The organism is Streptomyces sp. NPDC059787, assembly GCF_042732315.1.
Taxonomy (GTDB): domain Bacteria; phylum Actinomycetota; class Actinomycetes; order Streptomycetales; family Streptomycetaceae; genus Streptomyces; species Streptomyces atrovirens.
In genome coordinates this window covers 1-17,676 of sequence record NZ_JBHWHX010000028.1, presented here as the reverse complement: position 1 = coordinate 17,676, position 17,676 = coordinate 1, and the positions used below count along the sequence as shown (strand labels likewise).

The window sequence follows — 17,676 nt, the reverse complement described above, 5'->3', positions numbered from 1 at the left end:
GGTCCGTCAGCCCACCCTGTACTCCGCGACGTCCTCCGTCCGCAGCGTCAGACCGTGGCCGAGACCCCCGGTGGGGCTGACCGTGCCGCCCGTGGGGTCCAGGGCGCCGTCGAAGAACATGTCCTCGATCCGGACGTGGTCGTGGAACCACTCCAGATGCCGCAGGTTCGGGACGCAGGCCGCCACCGCCGCGTGGACGTGCGGGGCGCAGTGCCCCGACACCTCCAGACCGTGGGCCTGGGCCAGCGCCGCCGCGCGCAGGAACTCGGTCAGCCCGCCGCAGCGCGTCGCGTCCACCTGGAGGCAGTCCACCGCCCCGGCCGTGATCATCCGGGCGAAGTACGGCAGGTCGAACCCGTACTCCCCGGCGGTCACGTCGCTCACCACGGCGTCCCGCACCAGCCGCAGCCCGGTCAGGTCGTCCGAGGAGACCGGCTCCTCGAACCAGCCCACCCCGTGCTCGGCGAGGGCGTGACCGACCCGCACCGCCTGCTTGCGGGTGTACCCCCCGTTGGCGTCGACGTAGAGCTCGGCGTGCTCGCCGACGACGTGCCGGGCGGCCCGTACCCGGTGCAGGTCACGGGGCACCTCCCGGCCCCAGCCCTCCCCGATCTTGATCTTCACGCGCGGGATGTGCTGCCCGTGCACCCACCCGTTGAGCTGCGCCGCCATGTGCGTGTCGTGGTAGGTGGTGAAGCCGCCGCTGCCGTACACCGGCACCCGCTCCCGGCACGCCCCCAGCAGCCGTACCAGTGGAAGCTCCAGCAGCCGGGCCTTGAGGTCCCACAGCGCGATGTCCAGCGCCGAGATCGCGCAGGCCGCGACGCCCGGGCGGCCGGCGTTGCGCACCGAGCGGCACATCGCCTCGTGCACGGCCGGGACGTCCAGCGCGCTCATGCCCTCCACGAGCGGCGCGAGATGCCCGCTCAGGAAGTCGCCGACCGCCGGCGGACCGTACGTCCACCCGGTGCCGGTCGTGTCGCCCGCCGACACCTCGGCGATCACCACCGTCGTGGACTCCCAGGCCAGCGTGGAGTCGGCCTCGGGGGCGTCGGCCGGCACGGTGTAGACGGAGACGCCGGGTCGGTGCAGTTCCATCGTCGGTCCGTCCTCCCGTGGTCAGCCGGCCTGCTGGAGCCGCGGCAGCACCTTGGTGCGGTAGAAGTCGAAGAAGCCGCGCAGGTCGGGGCCGATCTGGTTGACGTAGACCCGGTCGAAACCCGCGTCGGCGAACTGCCGGAGCTCGGCGACGTGCTCGTCCACGTCGTCGCCGCACACCCGGTTCTCCCGCACCATGTCCTCGGTGACCAGGGTCTGCGCCTGCTCGAAGTGCTTGGGCGAGGGCAGCACCTGGCCCAGTTCGCCGGGCAGCTGTTCGTTCGCCCACAGCCGGTGCACGGTACGCACGCACTCGTCGCGGTCGGTGCCGTAGCAGACCTTGGTGCCGCCGCTGACCGGCTTGCCGCCGCCCCCGCCCTTGCGGTACTGCTCCACCATCGAGGCGTCCGGCATCATCGTGATGTAGCCGTCGCCGACCCGGGCGGCGAGCTTGGTCGCCGCCGGACCGAATCCCGAGATGTCGATCGGGACGGGCTCGTCCGGCACGGTGTACAGGCGGGCGTTCTCCACCGTGTAGTGCGTGCCGTGGTGGTTGACCTCCTCGCCGGAGAACAGCCGGCGCATCACCTGGATCGACTCCTCCAGCATCTCGAGCCGTACGTGCGCGGGCGGCCAGTGGTCTCCGAGGATGTGCTCGTTCAGGGCTTCGCCCGTGCCCACGCCCAGCCGGAACTCCCCCGGCGACATCACCGCGGCCGTGGCCGCCGCCTGCGCCACCACCGCCGGGTGCGTCCGCACGGTCGGGCAGGTCACCGCCGTCCCCACCGGCAGCGACACCGCCTCGGACAGCGCGCCGATCACCGACCACACGAACGGACTCTGCCCCTGTTCGTCGTTCCACGGGTGGTAGTGGTCCGAGATCCACAGGGCCTGGAACCCGGCCTGCTCGGCCATACGCGCCTGCTCGATCAGCTCGGCGGGACCGTACTGCTCGCACGAGAGGAAATAGCCGTACTCGGGCATGGGGGTCACCTCCGCGACGTGGGCGGTTCGGGTCCCGGACCGGGTACCCGGGGGGCCCGGCGGAAACCGGCGGACGTTTGGCCGCCCCCGCCAGGGGGACGCGGAAGTCTCCCGACGTCCGCGACAGCGCCGGAGGCGAACCGTGAGTCGACCCCGCATTGTGATCGTCGGTGCCGGCTTCGCCGGGTACCGCACGGCCCAGACGCTCTCCAAATTGGCCCGTGGCCGCGCCGAGATCGTCCTGCTCAACCCCACCGACTACTTCCTGTATCTGCCCCTGCTGCCCCAGGTCGCCGCCGGCATCCTGGAACCCCGCCGGGTCACCGTCTCCCTCTCCGGCACGCTGCCGCACGTGAAGCTGGTGCTGGGGGAGTCCGACCGCATCGACCTCGACGCGCGGCAGGTCCACTACACCGGCCCCGAGGGAGAGGGCGGCACCCTCGACTACGACCGGCTGGTCCTCGCGGCCGGCAGCGTCAACAAGCTGCTGCCGATCCCCGGTGTCGCCGAACACGCCCACGGCTTCCGCGGCCTGCCCGAGGCGCTGTACCTGCGCGACCACGTGACCCGGCAGGTGGAGCTCGCCGCCGCCACCGACGACCCCGGGCGGTGCGCCGCCCGTTGTACGTTCGTCGTGGTCGGCGCCGGCTACACCGGCACCGAAGTCGCCGCGCACGGGCAGCTGTTCACCGACGCGCAGGTCGCCAGGCACCCGATGCGGACCGGGATGCGGCCGCGCTGGCTGCTCCTCGACATCGCCGACCGGGTCCTGCCCGAGCTGGACGAACGCCTCTCCCGCACCGCCGACACCGTGCTGCGGGAACGGGGCGTGGACGTACGGATGGGCACCTCCGTGAAGGAGGCCACGCACGACGGAGTACTGCTGACCGACGGGGAGTTCGTCGACACCCACACCCTGGTGTGGTGCGTGGGCGTACGCCCCGACCCGCTCGCCGAGTCCCTCGGACTGCCCATGGAACGCGGCCGGCTGCTCGTCGACCCGCACCTGCAGGTGCCGGGCCGGCCCGAGGTGTTCGCCTGCGGGGACGCCGCCGCGGTGCCCGATCTGGAGAAGCCCGGCTCGTACACCCCGATGACCGCGCAGCACGCCTGGCGGCAGGGCAAGGTGTGCGCGCACAACGTCGCCGCGTCGTTCGGTGACGGTGAGCGGCGCGCCTACCGGCACAAGGACATGGGGTTCGTGGTGGACCTGGGTGGCGTCAAGGCAGCCGCCAACCCGCTCGGCGTGAACCTGTCCGGGGTGGCGGCGGGGGCGGTCACCCGCGGCTACCACCTCGCGGCGATGCCGGGCAACCGGGTGCGCGTCGCCGCCGACTGGCTCCTCGACGCCGTACTGCCGCGTCAGGCCGTCCAGTTGGGGCTCGTACGGTCCTGGTCGGTGCCGCTGGACACGGCGTCGCCGGAACTGGCGCGGGTGCCGGGCGAGCCGGGGCGGGGACCGTCGTCCGGTGGCGAGCCGGCGAAGAACCAGCCCGGTGGCGAGCCCGCGAAGAAGCAGCCCGGTGGCGAGCCCGCGAAGAGGCAGCCCGGTGGCGAGCCCGCGAAGAAGCAGCCCGGTGGTGAACCGGCCGAGAAGCGGCCCAGCGGTGAACCCGCCGTCACCCCGCCCCCCGATCAGCCGCCGCCCGGTCCGGATGTCGCGCCCGGACCTGTCAAGCGCACCGACCGCACCACCGAAGGAGACTCATGAACACCGGTGAACTCGTCGAGCTGGGGCAGCAGTTGAGGGTGGACAGTGTCCGCGCCGCGGCTGCCGCGGGCTCCGGGCACCCCACGTCGTCGATGTCCGCGGCGGACCTGATGGCCGTGCTGTTCGCCCGCCACCTCCGCTACGACTTCGAGCGTCCCGACCACCCGGGCAACGACCGCTTCGTCCTCTCCAAGGGGCACGCCTCGCCCCTGATGTACGCCACCTACAAGGCGGCCGGCGCCATCGACGACGAGGAACTGCTCACCTTCCGCAAGAACGGCAGCCGCCTCGAAGGGCACCCCACCCCCCGGCGGCTGCCCTGGATCGAGACGGCCACCGGCTCGCTCGGCCAGGGGCTCCCCGTCGGCGTCGGCATCGCGCTGGCCGGGAAGCGGTTGGACCACGCCGACTACCGGGTGTGGGTGCTGTGCGGCGACAGCGAACTGGCCGAGGGCTCGGTCTGGGAGGCCGCCGAGCACGCCGCGTACGAACACCTGGACAACCTCACGCTGATCGTGGACGTCAACCGGCTCGGGCAGCGCGGTCCCACCCGGCACGGTCACGACCTGGACGCCTACGCCCGCCGCTTCCAGGCCTTCGGCTGGCACACCGTCGAAGTGGACGGCCACGACGTGGACGCCGTCGACCGCGCCTACGGGGAGGCCCTGTCCACCAAGGGCCAGCCCACCGCGGTCCTCGCCCGCACCCTCAAGGGCAAGGGCGTCGAGGCGGTCCAGGACCGCGAGGGACTGCACGGCAAACCGCTGCCCGAGGCCGAGGAGGCCATCGCCGAGCTCGGCGGCCCCCGCGACCTGCGCATCCAGGTGGAGGCGCCGTCCGCCGACGGGGCACCGCCCGCCGGGCACACCGGCCGGCCCGACCTGCCCCGCTGGGACAAGGGCGAGGAGGTGGCCACCCGTAACGCCTTCGGTGAGGCGTTGACCGCCCTCGGCACCGCGCGCGGCGACGTCGTCGCCCTCGACGGGGAGGTCGGCGACTCCACCCGCGCGGAGGCCTTCGCCAAGGAACACCCCGAGCGCTACTTCGAGTGCTACATCGCCGAGCAGCAGATGGTCGCCGCCGCGGTCGGCATGGCCGCGCGCGGCTGGACTCCGTACGCCGCGACCTTCGCGGCCTTCCTCACCCGCGCCCACGACTTCGTCCGCATGGCGTCGGTCAGCGGCTCCGGGATCAACCTCGTCGGCTCCCACGCGGGCGTCGCCATCGGCCAGGACGGCCCCAGCCAGATGGGCCTGGAGGACCTGGCGATGATGCGGTCGGTGCACGGCTCGACCGTGCTGTACCCGTGCGACGCCAACCAGACCGCGCGGCTGGTCGCCGCGATGGCGGACCTGGACGGCATCCGCTATCTGCGCACCTCACGAGGGGCGAGCGGGGTGATCTACGGCCCCGACGAGGAGTTCCCCGTCGGCGGCAGCAAGGTGCTGCGCTCCTCCGACCGCGACCGGCTCACCCTCGTCGCGGCGGGCGTCACCGTGCCCGAGGCGCTGGCCGCCGCGGAGGCCCTGGAAGGGGAGGGCATCGCCGTACGGGTGATCGACCTGTACTCGGTGAAGCCGGTCGACCGGGAGACCCTGCGCACGGCCGCCGAGGAGACCGGCTGCCTGATGACGGTGGAGGACCACCACCCGGAGGGCGGCCTCGGGGACGCGGTCGCGGAGGCCTTCGCCGACGGGAGTCCCGTACCGCGCCTGGTGCGGCTGGGCGTGCGCGACATGCCGGGCTCGGCCTCCCCCGAGGAGCAGCTGCACGCCGCCGGCATCGACGCCGAGTCGATCGCGGCGGCCGGCCGGCTGCTGGTGGGGGAGGCGATCGTGTCGTGAGCGACGACGGTGCGCGCACCGTACGGGCCGGCCGTCGCCCGGTGGAGATCCGCAGGCCGGGGAAGGTGCTCTTCCCCGGCGGCGGGAACGCCGAGGAGTACACCAAGGGCGACCTCGTCGACTACCACCGGGCCGTCGCCCCGTTCATGCTGCCGCACCTGCGGGGCCGCCCGCTGATGCTGGACCGGCGCCCGGACGGCGTCGACGGCCCCACGTTCATGCAGAAGAACACCCCGGACGGCTACCCGGACTGGATCACCCGCGCCGAGGTCGCCAAGGAGGGCGGCACCGTCACGCACACCGTGTGCGACGACACCGCCACCCTCCTCTACCTCGTCGACCAGGCGAGCATCACCCTGCACCGCTGGCTGTCCCGCACCGACCGGATCGACAGTCCCGACCGGCTGGTCTTCGACCTCGACCCCTCCGGTGACGACTTCGAGACGGTACGGGAGGCCGCGCGGCTGCTGGGGGAGCTGCTGGACGAGCTGGATCTGCCGTCCGCCCTGATGACCACAGGTTCCCGGGGACTGCATGTCATCGTGCCGCTGAGCGGGATCCAGGACTTCGACGACGTACGCGCCTTCGCCCGCGAGGCCGCCGACACCCTCGTCGCCGCCCGTCCCGACCGGCTCACCACCGCCGCCCGCAAGAAGGACCGCGGCGACCGGCTCTACCTCGACGTGCAGCGCAACGCCTACGCGCAGACAGCCGTCGCGCCCTACACGGTCCGCGCCCTGCCCGGCGCCCCCGTCGCCGTGCCCGTCTCCTGGGACCAGCTCGACGACCCGGACCTGCACGCCCGCCGCTGGACCGTCGCCGACGCCGTCGAGCAGGCCCGCACCGACCCGTGGGCCGGCCTGCCGAGCCGGGGCCGTTCCCTCGGGCCGGCCCGCCGCCGGCTGGCCGCGCTGCGGGACTGAGCGGCGTCGGCACCCCTCCGACCGGGCACGATGCCCGGCCGTGGGGAACGGCCGAGCGCGCGGAGGTTTGGCGAACACACTTGCGGCCACACGGAGGGGGAGGTGGCCATGTCGAACACGAAGAACACCGAAGAGCCACAGGGTTCACAGGAAACCCAGGACTCACAGGAATCCCACAAGTCAACGAAGAACAACAGAAGCACCAAACGGCCGAGTCCGATGGAGCTGCTGCGCCGGGCGCGCGGCCAGCTCGCGGAGCTCACCGGGATGGAAGCCGAGTCCGTGTCGTCCTTCGAGCAGACGGAGGAGGGCTGGGCGCTGGAGGTCGAGGTCCTCGAACTCGAGCGGGTGCCCGACACGATGAGCCTGATGGCGAGTTACCAGGTCGAGCTGGACCCCGACGGCGAGCTCACCGGATACCGGCGCGTCCGCCGTTACGAGCGCGGGCGGTCCGACTCGCACAGGCCCGGCGGCCGGTAGGCCGCCCGACCGGACCCACACCCACAGACAAGGAGGGACAGCCGGAATGACAGTCGTACCGGCACAGCAGACCGGCGGTGGAGGCGGCAGCAGCGGCCTCTACGACGTGCTTGAGCTTGTTCTGGACAGGGGGCTCGTCATCGACGCCTTCGTGCGCGTGTCCCTGGTCGGCATCGAGATCCTCAAGATCGACGTACGTGTCGTCGTCGCCAGCGTCGACACCTATCTCCGCTTCGCCGAGGCGTGCAACCGCCTCGACCTGGAGGCCGGGCCCCGCAAGAGCCCGGGCCTGCCCGAGATCGTCGGGGAGGTCACCGAGTCCGGCGCCCGCGGCAAGTCCAAGGGGGCGCTGTCCGGCGCCGCCGAGACCATATCCGGCGCCTTCAAGCAGGCGCGTGAGGACGGGTCCGAGCGAGAGACCGAGTCACGTCCGCGGGCCCGCAGGAGCACCTCGGCCCGCCGGAAGGAGGAGCAGGAGTGAGCACGTACATCTACGGCATCACGGCGACCTCGCACCCCGGCCTCCCCGAGGGCGTGGGCGGCGTCGGCGACCCGTCGCTGCCGGTGCGCGTCCTGCGCGAGGGCGAACTGGCCGCCCTGGTCAGTGACGCCCCCGAGGGCCTGCGCCCCAAGCGCAGGGAACTGCTCGCCCACCAGAACGTGCTCAGCGAGGCCGGCGCGGCCGGCTGTGTGCTGCCCATGCGCTTCGGCAGCGTCGCCCCGGACGACGACGCCGTCACCGGTGTCCTCGCCGAGCGCGCCGAGCACTACGAGGAGCGGCTGCGGGCCCTGGACGGCCGGGTCGAGTACAACGTCAAGGCCAACCACGTCGAGGACGCCGTCCTGCACCACGTGATGGCCGGCAACCCGGAGATCCGCGCCCTCGCGGAGGCCAACCGGCAGTCCGGCGGCGGCAGTTACGAGCAGAAGATCCAGCTCGGCGAGATGGTCGCCGCCGCCGTCAAGGCCAAGGAGGCCGAGGACGCCATCGCGCTGGAGCGCGTCCTGGAACCGGTCGCCGACGCGGTGAGCGTCGGCCCCGAGTCCACGGGCTGGCTCGCCAATGTGTCGTACCTGGTGAAGCGGGACACGGCGGCGGAGTTCCTGGAAGCGGTGGAACAGGCCCGCAAGGACCTGCCCCACCTCGAAGTGCGTCTGAACGGCCCGTTGCCGCCGTACAGCTTCGTCGAGCCCGGCCCGGCCGAGCCGGCGGGCACCGCGGCCGGCGGGACGGACGCCGAAGTGGGGTGACGACATGGGCCTGATCTCGGAGGTGCTGCTGCTGCCGTTCGCCCCGGTGCGCGGCAGCGGCTGGGCCATCCGGCAGGTGCTCAGGGAAGCGGAGCGCATCTACTACGACCCCGCCACGATACGTGCCGAACTGGCCCGGCTGGAGGAGCAGCTGGAAGCCGGAGAGATCAGCGAGGAGGAGTTCGACCGTCAGGAGGACGAACTCCTCGACCGGCTGGAGACCGCGACGCGCACGGGCGCGGGGGATGGGACGGCAGGACAGTGAATCGAACGGGACTGGGCCTCGCGATCGGGGCCGGATATCTCCTCGGACGGACCAAGAAGCTGAAGATGGCACTCGCCGTCGGCGGCCTGGTGGCGGGCAAGAAGCTGAACCTCAGCCCGCGCATGGTCGCCGACCTGGTGTCCCAGCAACTGCGGGACAACCCGCAGTTCAAGGAGATCGGCGACCAGTTGCGCGGTGATCTGCGGGGCGTCGGCAAGGCGGCCTCCGGCGCGATGGTCGAGCGGCAGCTCGACTCCCTCGCCGACCGGCTGCACGGCCGTACCGCCGACATGCGGGACCGGCTGACGGGCGCCGGCCCGCGGGACGACGCCGACGCGGAACACGCCGAGGACGCGGAACACGAAGACGCGGAACGCGAGGACGCGCAGGCGGAGGACCGGGAACCGCCGGACGAGTCGACCTCCGAGCGGCCGGCCAGGAAGGCCCCGGCGAAGAAGACCGCCCCCGCGAAGAAGGCGGCGGCGAAGAAGACGGCCGCGAAGAAGACCGCGGCCACGGCCCGCGGCGCCCGCTCCCGCACGGCGAAGGGAGGGGGTGAGCGATGACCGAGACCCTCGGACGGGCCGGCTCCGCCGCGCGTGACAGCGCGAACGGGGCGACGAAGAACCCGCTCGCCGACGTGGCCCACAGCGAGGCCGCCGACCGGCTCAAGGCCGAACTGCAGGACTACCTCGCGGCCCAGGCCACCCGGCTGCTGACCGGTCTCGGCCACAAGCTCGGCGAGACCACGAACAAGCTCAACGACATCGCCGAGGGCAACAGTCCTGGCTTCGCCAAGCTCGCCCTCGACGGCGGCCGCAAGATCGCCGAGGGCAAGGGCCCGCTGCGCAGCGCCGTCGAACTCGGCACCTCACGGGTCAAGGACAACGTGATGGGCAAGCTCAAGGGCCTCGGCGGTGGCAAGGGCAAGCGCAAGAAGTCCGCCGGCCAGAAGCCCACCGTCATCATCGAGCACATCGATGTCGGCGTCCCGCTGCGCACGGCGTACGACCAGTGGACCCAGTACCAGGACTTCAGCACCTTCGCCAAGGGCGTCAAGAGCGCCAACAAGGCCGACGACACCACGTCGGACTGGCAGGCGAAGATCTGGTGGTCGAACCGCAGCTGGAAGGCGAAGACCACCGAGCAGGTCCCCGACGACCGCATCGCCTGGTCCTCGGAGGGCGCCAAGGGCACGACGAGGGGCGTCGTCTCCTTCCACCGCCTCGCCGACAACCTCACCCGCGTCCTGCTGGTCATCGAGTACTACCCCTCGGGCCTCTTCGAGAAGACGGGCAACATCTGGCGCGCCCAGGGCCGCCGTGCCCGGCTCGACCTGAAGCACTTCGCCCGCTTCATCACCATCAAGGGCGAGGCCCAGGACAGCTGGCGGGGCGAGATCCGCGACGGCGAGGTGGTCCGCAGCCACGAGGACGCCCTCGCCGAGGAGGAGGACGAGACCCCCGCCGGCGAAGGCGAAGAGGAACCCGAGGGCGAGTACGAGGACGAGGACGAGCCCGAGGAGGAGTACGAGCCGGAGGACGAGCCGGAGTCCGAGGACGAGGAAGAAGAGGAAGAGGAACCGGAGGCGGCCGAGGAGTCCGAGGAGTCCGAGGAGGACGAGTACCCGGAGGACGAGTACACGTACGAGGACGAGGACGAGGCTGAGTACGAGGACGAGCAGCCCGAGAGCCGGAGCCGCCGATGACGACCCCCAGCCGGCTTCCCGAGCCGTACGGCCAGGGCAGCGGCGCCAATCTCGCCGACATCCTGGAAAGGGTGCTCGACAAGGGTGTCGTGATCGCGGGTGACATCCGCATCAACCTGCTGGACATCGAGCTCCTCACCATCAAGCTGCGCCTCGTCGTCGCCTCCGTCGACAAGGCGAAGGAGATGGGGATCGACTGGTGGGAGTCCGACCCGGCGCTCTCCTCGCGCGCCCGGCGCGACGAACTGGCCAGGGAGAACGCGGAGCTGCGCGAACGGCTGGCCCGGCTGGAGGAACTGGGGCCGGCGCCCCGCCGCGCACAGGAGGAGGGTCCGTGACCGGACTGCGGTACGTCTACGCGGTCTGCCGCCCCTACGGCACGCCGCTCCAGGCGCAGCTGACCGGGGTCGGAGGCGATCCGCCCCGGCTCCTGCCCCACCACGGACTGGTGGCCGTCGTCAGCCATGTGCCCGAGGCGGACTTCGCGGAGGAACCGTTGCGCGCGCATCTGGAGGACCTCGACTGGCTGACCGCGGTCGCCCGCGCCCACCAGGGTGTGATCGACGCGCTCACCACCGTCACGACCCCGCTGCCGCTGCGGCTGGGCACCGTGTTCCGCGACGACAGCGGCGTACGGACCATGATGGAGGCGCGGGAGGAGAGCTTCCTGCGCACCCTGGACCGGCTGGAGGGCCGGGTCGAGTGGGGCGTCAAGGTCTACGTCGAGTCGGACCGGACACCGGATGCTCCCGCCGCGCCCGCGCCGAAACCGGTGTCCGGCCGGGACTATCTGCGGCAGCGGCGGGAGCGGACGAAATCGCAGGACGATCTGTGGCAGCACGCCGAGACATTCGCGACCCGGCTGCACGAGACCCTTTCCGGGGCCGCCGAGGACTCCCGGCTGCACGCGCCGCAGAATCCCACGCTCTCCGGCGCCTCGGGGCGCAATGTGCTCAATGCCGCCTACCTCGTCCCCCGGGTGAATTCCGAGGAATTCGTGGAAAAGGTGGACCGCACGAAGGACGGCGTGCCCGGAATACGTGTCGAACTCACCGGCCCCTGGGCTGCCTATTCGTTCGCCGGTGAGGAGATCGCCGAGGAAGCCGCCGAGAAGGAGGGCCCGTGACCGTCGTCGAACGCCGCGAAATAGCCCTGGTGGACCTGCTCGACCGGCTCCTGGCCGGCGGGGTCGTCATCAAGGGGGACATCACACTGCGCATCGCGGACGTCGACCTGGTCCGTATCGACCTCAACGCGCTCATCAGCTCGGTGAACGCGCGGGTCCCGTCCCCCTTCGAGGAGTCGCCGTGACGGCCGCCCCCGACCACGGCCGGCACGTCGAGGCGCACATCGAGCCGCACGGCAGCCGGCACAGGAGCCTGGACCTGGAGCCGGACACGGTCGAACGCGACCTGATCAAGCTGGTGCTCACCGTCGTGGAACTGCTGCGCCAGCTCATGGAGCGGCAGGCGGTGCGCCGGTTCGACGAGGGGGACCTGACCGAGGAGCAGGAGGAGCGGGTCGGGCTGACCCTCATGCTGCTCGAGGACCGCATGGCGGAACTGCGGAACCGCTACGGACTGCGGCCCGAGGACCTGAATCTGGACCTCGGGCCGCTCGGACCGCTCCTTCCCCGGGACTGAGTCCCGGCACGGGATTTCCCCGGGACTCGGTCCCGGGGAAATCTTCGGGACCGAGTCCCGGCACGAAAAATCCCCGGGACCGAGGAGTCCCGGGGATTTCCCGTCATCTCACCACCGGTACCAGCGGCCCCTGCCCCCGCCCGCCGACGTACTGCGCATGAAGAATCCCAGGAGCCATACGATCAGAACCGCCAGGGCGATCCACCAGAGAACCTTTACCGCGAATCCGGCGCCGAAAAGGATCAGCGCCAGCAGCAGGACCAGAAGAATGGGAACCATAATGTCAACCTCCTGACATCCTGATGTCCCGGAAAACGCGGTTCAGACTTCCTTGCGGCAGAGAATTTCACCGTGCAGCACGCTGAACCAGCCGTCGTCCCGTCCGCCCCATTCCCGCCACGCCCCGGCCACTTCCCGCAACTGCTGCCGGGTGGCGTGGCCGCCGTCGACCGCCCGCTCGGCATAGGCCGACGCCACGGTGCGGTCCGCCCACAGCCCGCTCCACCAGGCCCGCTCCCCGGGAGTCGAGAAGGTCCAGGTGCCGGAGGTCGCGGCGACGTCCGTGAAACCCGCGGCGAGCGCCCAGGACTTCAGCCGCCGCCCGGCGTCCGGCTCGCCCCCGTTGGCCCGGGCCACCCGCCGGTAGAGGTCCAGCCAGTCGTCCATGCCCGCCGACAGGGGATACCAGGTCATCGCCGCGTAGTCCGAGTCCCGGACGGCGACGAACCCGCCCGGCCTGGTCACCCGCCGCATCTCGCGGAGCGCCCCCACCGGATCACCCACGTGCTGGAGCACCTGATGGGCGTGGACCACGCAGAACGTGTCGTCCGGGAAGTCCAGCGCGTGCACGTCCCCCACCGCGAAGCCGGTGTTCGTCAGCCCCCGCTCGCCGGCCACCGCCCGGGCCTGCTCCAGGACCCCCGGCTCCCGGTCGAGACCGGTGACGTGCCCGTCGGGAACGAGCCCCGCCAGATCCGCGGTGATGGTGCCGGGCCCGCACCCGATGTCCAGGATCCGCATATGGGGCTCGAGCACCCCGAGGAGATACGCCGCCGAGTTCTCGGCGGTCCGCCAGGTGTGCGACCGCAGCACCGACTCGTGGTGGCCGTGCGTGTAGACGGCGGTCTCCCGCGCTTCCGGCATGACGAACCCACCCCTTCCACTCTCGTAGGAGGCCCCTCACGCTACGCCCACCAACCGCATGATGAGACACGCGTTTCACATTCTGGACGCCGTTCCGGTCGAAACCCGTTTGCCACCTGCGCCGACGACCCCGCACAATCCCCACCATGGGTCATCTGGAAGCCGCGCACCTCGAGTACTACCTCCCCGACGGGAGGGCGCTGCTGGGCGATGTCTCCTTCCGGGTGGGGGAGGGGGCCGTCGTGGCCCTCGTCGGACCCAACGGCGCGGGCAAGACCACCCTGCTGCGCCTCCTCGCCGGCGAGCTGAGGCCGCACGGCGGCTCCGTCACCGTCACCGGCGGCCTCGGCGTCATGCGCCAGTTCGTCGGCTCCGTACGGGACGCCACGACCGTACGGGACCTGCTGGTGTCCGTGGCGCAGCCCAGGATCCGCGAGGCCGCCCGCGCCGTCGACGCCGCCGAACACGCGATCATGACCGTCGACGACGAGGCCGCCCAGCTGGCGTACGCGCAGGCCCTCGCCGACTGGGCCGAGGCGCGCGGGTACGAGGCCGAGACGCTGTGGGACATCTGCACCACGGCCGCGCTGGGCGTGCCGTACGAGAAGGCGCAGTGGCGCGAGGTCCGCACCCTCTCCGGGGGCGAACAGAAGCGACTGGTGCTGGAGGCGCTGCTGCGCGGCACCGACGAGGTGCTGCTGCTCGACGAGCCGGACAACTACCTCGACGTACCCGGCAAGCGCTGGCTGGAGGAACGGCTCGCCGAGACCCGCAAGACCGTCCTCTTCGTCTCCCACGACCGCGAACTCCTCGCCCGCGCCGCCCGGAAGATCGTCTCCCTGGAACCGGGCCCCGCGGGCGCCGACGCGTGGGTGCACGGCGGCGGCTTCGCCACCTTCCACCAGGCCCGCCAGGAACGCTTCGCCCGCTTCGAGGAACTGCGCCGCCGCTGGGACGAGAAGCACGCCCAGTTGAAGAAGCTGGTCCTGACGCTGCGCCAGGCCGCCGAGAACAGCCCCGACATGGCGTCCCGCTACCGCGCCGCCCAGACCAGGCTGCGCAAGTTCGAGGAGGCCGGACCCCCGCCGGAGCCCCCGCGCGAGCAGGACATCAGGATGCGTCTGAAGGGCGGCCGTACCGGTGTACGCGCCGTCACCTGCGAGGGGCTCGAACTCACCGGCCTGATGAAACCCTTCGACCTGGAGGTCTTCTACGGCGAACGGGTCGCCGTGCTCGGCTCCAACGGCTCCGGCAAGTCCCACTTCCTGCGTCTGCTCGCCGGCGACGGCGTGGCCCACACCGGGAACTGGAGACTCGGCGCGCGCGTGCTGCCCGGACACTTCGCGCAGACCCACGCCCACCCCGAACTGCTGGGCCGCACCCTGCTGGACATCCTGTGGAGCGAACACTCCCAGGACCGGGGCGCCGCCATGTCACGGCTGCGACGGTACGAACTGACCCAGCAGGCCGAGCAGACCTTCGACCGGCTCTCCGGCGGCCAGCAGGCCCGCTTCCAGATCCTGCTGCTGGAACTCCAGGGCGTCACGGCCCTGCTCCTCGACGAGCCGACCGACAACCTCGACCTGGAATCGGCCGAAGCCCTCCAGGAAGGTCTGGAGGGCTTCGAGGGAACGGTCCTCGCCGTCACCCACGACCGCTGGTTCGCCCGGTCCTTCGACCGCTTCCTGGTCTTCGGCAGCGACGGCAGGGTCCGGGAGACCCCCGAACCGGTGTGGGACGAACGCCGGGTGGAGCGGGCGCGCTGACCCGAAGGGGCGCGGGGCCGTACCGACATGCGGCTCCGCTGCGTGGGCGCACTGGGAGGGGCGCAGGGCTGTGCCGACATGCGGCTCCGCTGCGTGGGCGCACTGGGAGGGGCGCAGGGAACTGCGCGAAGGGGGTCCGGGGGGGGCGAAGCCCCCAGGGACGGAAGGGAAAGGGCGGCGGGGGCGGAGAAAAAACTCGCGCGCCCCCGGATCACTTCCAGCGCAGCAACGCCCCCAGCCCGCCGACCGGCGCGTCGTCACCCGCCCCCGGCGCCGCTGCCACCGACAGCGCGGGCGCGTCCGTCGCGACCGCCGACCGGATCAGCGCGTCGTCCGCCCGCGCCGACCAGGAGTTCTGCTCACCGAGCACCTTCAGGTCCGTACGCCGCACCGCCAACTGGTCCGGATCCTCACCGATCCACACCTCACGGTGCGCGTCGGCGGAGTCCGGCCGGATCAGCAGCTCGTCGATCCGGTGCTCGCGCGCGGCCTCGACCAGCGCCGGCACACCCTCCACGGCACTCGCGCGTCCCTCGTCGTCGGGACTGCGGGCGGCGAGGAACCGCCCCAGTTCCGCCGCGGCCCGGTCGTGGACGTGCTCCGCGCGGATCCGCTCCACGTCCTCGTCGAGCAGCCTGCTGCCGGCCCCGCGCGACGCCTCGGCCACCAGGTCGTGCAGCCGCTGCGGCAGCCGTTCGCGCACGGAGCGCTGCTCACGGTCGTCACCGACCAGGATCAGCAGATCGGCGCCCGTCTCCTCGTGGCAGACGGCGAGCGCGTCGGCGATCTCCGCGGCGTTGTGCTCCCAGGTGTTCTCCACCCGCAGCTGGAAGTGACGCTCCGACCAGTCGACGGAACCGGTCCGGTGCAGCGGCCACTGCCGCCCGGTGACACCGCCGGCGTCGTCCCGGCCGAGCGCGCTGCGCAGTTCGAAGTCCGCGCCCCTGCGGTCGACGTACGCGACGATGCACACGGGGTCCTCGCCGGCCAGCTCCAGCAGCGGCGCGACCCGGGGCAGCGGCGCCCACTGGGCCCAGTCGCGCTGCGGGGACCGGGCCAGCGGCGGGTCGAGCACCACCTCGCCGTCCCGGGCGAACAGCGCGCGGCCGTGCGGTTCGGTGGAGTGCCGCAGATCCTCCAGCGCGCGGCGCACCGCCTGGCAGGTCGCCTCGTCCGCGCCCTGGTCGGCCAGCTCCCGGGCCATCGCCTGGGCCGTCAGCCGCCGTTCCTGAGGGGTGTGCTCCGTGTGCCGGGAGGTGTCGACGTAGACGGAGGCCCAGGGGCCGGGACGTTCGTAGAGTGGATGCAGGAAAGCGAGTTCCATGGCTCCCTCCCGGTTGCCGTTCGGGGTAGTGCCTGTACCGGTCGGGCGGGTACCCGGACCGCATGGACACACACGAGGAGCGGGGCCCCACGATGACCGGAGTCGAGCCTGACCGCTTGGACGACCAGCAGCTCATGAAGGAGCTGGAGACCATCCACCGCACGCGCCACGACACACTGCTGTACGGCTCCAACGACGCGCTGCGCGCCCACAACGAACGGATGGCGCAGCTGGAGGGCGAGTACCTGCGCCGCAACCCGCGCCGCCCGGTGGCCGCGGGCCGCACACGCGAAGGTGCCCGGGAGCGGGGCGCCGCGGACACCACGACACCCACGACTCCGGGCACCTGATCCCGGGCCTCGGACCGCTTACGGGGCCTCCTCGGCCCCTTACGAGGTCTGCTCGGCCCCGAACACCTCGAGGTACGTCTCGCAGAAGGCCTTCAGATCGTCCGGCTTGCGGCTGGTGACCAGTTTGTTCGGTCCGTGGTCGCAGACCTTCACCTGTTCGTCGACCCAGGTGGCGCCGGCGTTGCGGAGGTCCGTCCGCAGGCTGGGCCAGCTGGTCAGCACCCGGCCCCGGACGACGTCGGCCTCGACGAGGGTCCAGGGGGCGTGGCAGATCGCTGCGACCGGCCGGCCCTGTTCGAAGAAGTCCCGCACGAACGCGACGGCCTTGTCGTCCATGCGCAGGAAGTCCGGGTTGGCCACCCCGCCCGGCAGCACCAGCCCGTCGAAGGAGTCCGCCGACGTCTCGCCGACGACCTCCTGCACGGGGAAGGTGTCCGCCTTGTCGAGATGGTTGAACGCCTGGATCTTCCCGGGGCCCGTCGACACGAGCACGGCTTCGTGACCGGCGTCCACGGCCGCCTGCCACGGCTCGGTCAGCTCCACCTGCTCGACGCCCTCGGGCGCGGTCAGGAATGCGATTCGCATGATGGCACTACGTCCCTTCGTTCCGTTCGTTCAGCTCTTCCCGTCCGGTTCCGCACGGCTGATGTCGGCCAGCGCCGAGCCGGGCTCCCGCGCCTCGGCCAGATCGCCGAGACTCACAAGACCGACCGGCAGTCCGCCCTCGACCACCGGGATCCGGCGTATCGCGTGCTCCCGCATCAGGGCGACGGCCGAGGACACCGGATCGTCCGGGGCGAGCGTCAACGGGTCCGGCGTGCACACCGACCCCGCGCTCGTCCCGAGCGGATCCGCGCCCCGGGCGACCGCGCGGACCGTGATGTCGCGGTCGGTGAGCACGCCGACGACCCGCTGCCCGTCCGCCACCACCACGTCGCCGATGTTCTGGGTGCGCATCAGCCGCGCCGCCTCGACGATCGAGGCGTCCGGGCGTACGGCGACCACGCCCGGAGTCATCACGTCCTTGACGAACTCGGCCATGACCGAGGCCCTCCCTGTCGATCCCGGCCGCCGGGGCACCGCGGCCGGCCGCGGGGCCCCCGGCGGGCCGGGTTCGCGGTCTCCGTCTCCCCGGACCGGGGCAGCGCCGCGGCCAGCGCCGGGTCGCGGTTTTTTCGGGCCGGGG

The 17,676-nt window shown here is 72.0% G+C and carries 22 protein-coding genes; 15 read left to right on the top strand and 7 right to left on the bottom strand.

Annotated elements, in window-relative coordinates; all coding sequences use genetic code 11:
* Positions 1 to 6: 6 nt before the first annotated feature.
* Positions 7 to 1,098 carry an enolase C-terminal domain-like protein gene (locus ACFV5H_RS24670; RefSeq protein ID WP_385197312.1) on the bottom strand — a complete coding sequence of 364 codons (1,092 nt, stop codon included), beginning with the start codon at positions 1,096 to 1,098 and terminating at the stop codon, positions 7 to 9.
* A 21-nt stretch (positions 1,099 to 1,119) separates the two neighbouring features.
* The gene (locus ACFV5H_RS24665) at positions 1,120 to 2,082 is read right to left on the bottom strand and encodes an LLM class F420-dependent oxidoreductase (protein ID WP_385044814.1); all 963 of its coding nucleotides are present in this window, start codon (positions 2,080 to 2,082) and stop codon (positions 1,120 to 1,122) included.
* Between the two features lie 142 nt (positions 2,083 to 2,224).
* Between ACFV5H_RS24665 and ACFV5H_RS24660 the strand changes: the two genes are divergently transcribed.
* The 13 genes from ACFV5H_RS24660 (at position 2,225) to ACFV5H_RS24600 (ending at position 11,907) form a co-directional block, all read left to right on the top strand.
* Positions 2,225 to 3,793 carry an NAD(P)/FAD-dependent oxidoreductase gene (locus ACFV5H_RS24660; protein ID WP_385197311.1) on the top strand — a complete coding sequence of 523 codons (1,569 nt, stop codon included), beginning with the start codon at positions 2,225 to 2,227 and terminating at the stop codon, positions 3,791 to 3,793.
* Positions 3,790 to 5,637: a transketolase gene (locus tag ACFV5H_RS24655; RefSeq protein ID WP_385197309.1), complete on the top strand. Its 1,848-nt coding sequence runs from the start codon at positions 3,790 to 3,792 to the stop codon at positions 5,635 to 5,637. Before ACFV5H_RS24660 ends, ACFV5H_RS24655 begins: the two co-directional genes overlap by 4 nt.
* On the top strand, positions 5,634 to 6,560 hold the full coding sequence (gene ligD, locus ACFV5H_RS24650; protein WP_385197307.1) for a non-homologous end-joining DNA ligase: 927 nt from the start codon (positions 5,634 to 5,636) through the stop codon (positions 6,558 to 6,560). Before ACFV5H_RS24655 ends, ligD begins: the two co-directional genes overlap by 4 nt.
* Before the next feature lie 108 nt (positions 6,561 to 6,668).
* Positions 6,669 to 7,040 (top strand): gas vesicle protein, encoded by a 372-nt coding sequence (locus ACFV5H_RS24645; RefSeq protein ID WP_385197305.1) that lies wholly within the window; start codon positions 6,669 to 6,671, stop codon positions 7,038 to 7,040.
* A gap of 46 nt (positions 7,041 to 7,086) precedes the next feature.
* The gene (locus ACFV5H_RS24640; RefSeq protein WP_385044802.1) at positions 7,087 to 7,521 is read left to right on the top strand and encodes a gas vesicle structural protein GvpA; all 435 of its coding nucleotides are present in this window, start codon (positions 7,087 to 7,089) and stop codon (positions 7,519 to 7,521) included.
* Entirely contained in the window at positions 7,518 to 8,291 is a 774-nt protein-coding gene (locus ACFV5H_RS24635) for a GvpL/GvpF family gas vesicle protein (protein ID WP_385044800.1), read from the top strand. Before ACFV5H_RS24640 ends, ACFV5H_RS24635 begins: the two co-directional genes overlap by 4 nt.
* Before the next feature lie 4 nt (positions 8,292 to 8,295).
* Positions 8,296 to 8,556, top strand: a complete 261-nt coding sequence (locus tag ACFV5H_RS24630) for a gas vesicle protein GvpG (RefSeq protein WP_385044798.1) — start codon at positions 8,296 to 8,298, stop codon at positions 8,554 to 8,556.
* Positions 8,553 to 9,122 carry a DNA primase gene (locus ACFV5H_RS24625; protein ID WP_385197303.1) on the top strand — a complete coding sequence of 190 codons (570 nt, stop codon included), beginning with the start codon at positions 8,553 to 8,555 and terminating at the stop codon, positions 9,120 to 9,122. Before ACFV5H_RS24630 ends, ACFV5H_RS24625 begins: the two co-directional genes overlap by 4 nt.
* Positions 9,119 to 10,264, top strand: coding sequence for an SRPBCC family protein (locus ACFV5H_RS24620; RefSeq protein WP_385197301.1), 1,146 nt, complete (start codon positions 9,119 to 9,121; stop codon positions 10,262 to 10,264). Before ACFV5H_RS24625 ends, ACFV5H_RS24620 begins: the two co-directional genes overlap by 4 nt.
* Positions 10,261 to 10,602 (top strand): gas vesicle protein, encoded by a 342-nt coding sequence (locus tag ACFV5H_RS24615; RefSeq protein ID WP_385197299.1) that lies wholly within the window; start codon positions 10,261 to 10,263, stop codon positions 10,600 to 10,602. Before ACFV5H_RS24620 ends, ACFV5H_RS24615 begins: the two co-directional genes overlap by 4 nt.
* Complete coding sequence (locus tag ACFV5H_RS24610) at positions 10,599 to 11,390, top strand: GvpL/GvpF family gas vesicle protein (protein ID WP_385044788.1); 792 nt, start codon at positions 10,599 to 10,601, stop codon at positions 11,388 to 11,390. Before ACFV5H_RS24615 ends, ACFV5H_RS24610 begins: the two co-directional genes overlap by 4 nt.
* A complete protein-coding gene (locus ACFV5H_RS24605; protein ID WP_085573742.1) occupies positions 11,387 to 11,575 on the top strand; it encodes a gas vesicle protein in 189 nt (62 codons plus the stop codon). The genes ACFV5H_RS24610 and ACFV5H_RS24605 overlap by 4 nt, the downstream gene beginning before the upstream one ends.
* A 38-nt stretch (positions 11,576 to 11,613) precedes the next feature.
* Positions 11,614 to 11,907 (top strand): gas vesicle protein K, encoded by a 294-nt coding sequence (locus ACFV5H_RS24600; protein WP_085573748.1) that lies wholly within the window; start codon positions 11,614 to 11,616, stop codon positions 11,905 to 11,907.
* Positions 11,908 to 12,015: 108 nt separating this feature from the next.
* Here ACFV5H_RS24600 and ACFV5H_RS24595 read toward each other — a convergent pair whose 3' ends face one another.
* Together ACFV5H_RS24595 and ACFV5H_RS24590 are read right to left on the bottom strand one after the other, a co-directional pair.
* Positions 12,016 to 12,186 carry a hydrophobic protein gene (locus tag ACFV5H_RS24595; RefSeq protein WP_073931265.1) on the bottom strand — a complete coding sequence of 57 codons (171 nt, stop codon included), beginning with the start codon at positions 12,184 to 12,186 and terminating at the stop codon, positions 12,016 to 12,018.
* 42 nt (positions 12,187 to 12,228) lie between these two features.
* Positions 12,229 to 13,050 (bottom strand): class I SAM-dependent methyltransferase, encoded by an 822-nt coding sequence (locus ACFV5H_RS24590; RefSeq protein WP_385044785.1) that lies wholly within the window; start codon positions 13,048 to 13,050, stop codon positions 12,229 to 12,231.
* A 146-nt stretch (positions 13,051 to 13,196) separates the two neighbouring features.
* Between ACFV5H_RS24590 and ACFV5H_RS24585 the strand changes: the two genes are divergently transcribed.
* A complete protein-coding gene (locus tag ACFV5H_RS24585; protein WP_385044782.1) occupies positions 13,197 to 14,816 on the top strand; it encodes an ABC-F family ATP-binding cassette domain-containing protein in 1,620 nt (539 codons plus the stop codon).
* Between the two features lie 211 nt (positions 14,817 to 15,027).
* Here the strand turns inward: ACFV5H_RS24585 and ACFV5H_RS24580 are convergent, their stop codons facing one another.
* On the bottom strand, positions 15,028 to 16,140 hold the full coding sequence (locus ACFV5H_RS24580) for a Vms1/Ankzf1 family peptidyl-tRNA hydrolase (protein WP_385197298.1): 1,113 nt from the start codon (positions 16,138 to 16,140) through the stop codon (positions 15,028 to 15,030).
* A 62-nt stretch (positions 16,141 to 16,202) separates the two neighbouring features.
* Here ACFV5H_RS24580 and ACFV5H_RS24575 point away from each other — a divergent pair, with 62 nt between their 5' ends.
* Positions 16,203 to 16,490, top strand: coding sequence for a DUF6158 family protein (locus ACFV5H_RS24575; RefSeq protein ID WP_385044776.1), 288 nt, complete (start codon positions 16,203 to 16,205; stop codon positions 16,488 to 16,490).
* A 39-nt stretch (positions 16,491 to 16,529) separates the two neighbouring features.
* Here ACFV5H_RS24575 and ACFV5H_RS24570 read toward each other — a convergent pair whose 3' ends face one another.
* Together ACFV5H_RS24570 and ACFV5H_RS24565 are read right to left on the bottom strand one after the other, a co-directional pair.
* Positions 16,530 to 17,075 carry a type 1 glutamine amidotransferase domain-containing protein gene (locus ACFV5H_RS24570; RefSeq protein WP_385044773.1) on the bottom strand — a complete coding sequence of 182 codons (546 nt, stop codon included), beginning with the start codon at positions 17,073 to 17,075 and terminating at the stop codon, positions 16,530 to 16,532.
* Between the two features lie 30 nt (positions 17,076 to 17,105).
* A complete protein-coding gene (locus tag ACFV5H_RS24565; protein WP_385044770.1) occupies positions 17,106 to 17,531 on the bottom strand; it encodes a CBS domain-containing protein in 426 nt (141 codons plus the stop codon).
* Positions 17,532 to 17,676: the final 145 nt, after the last annotated feature.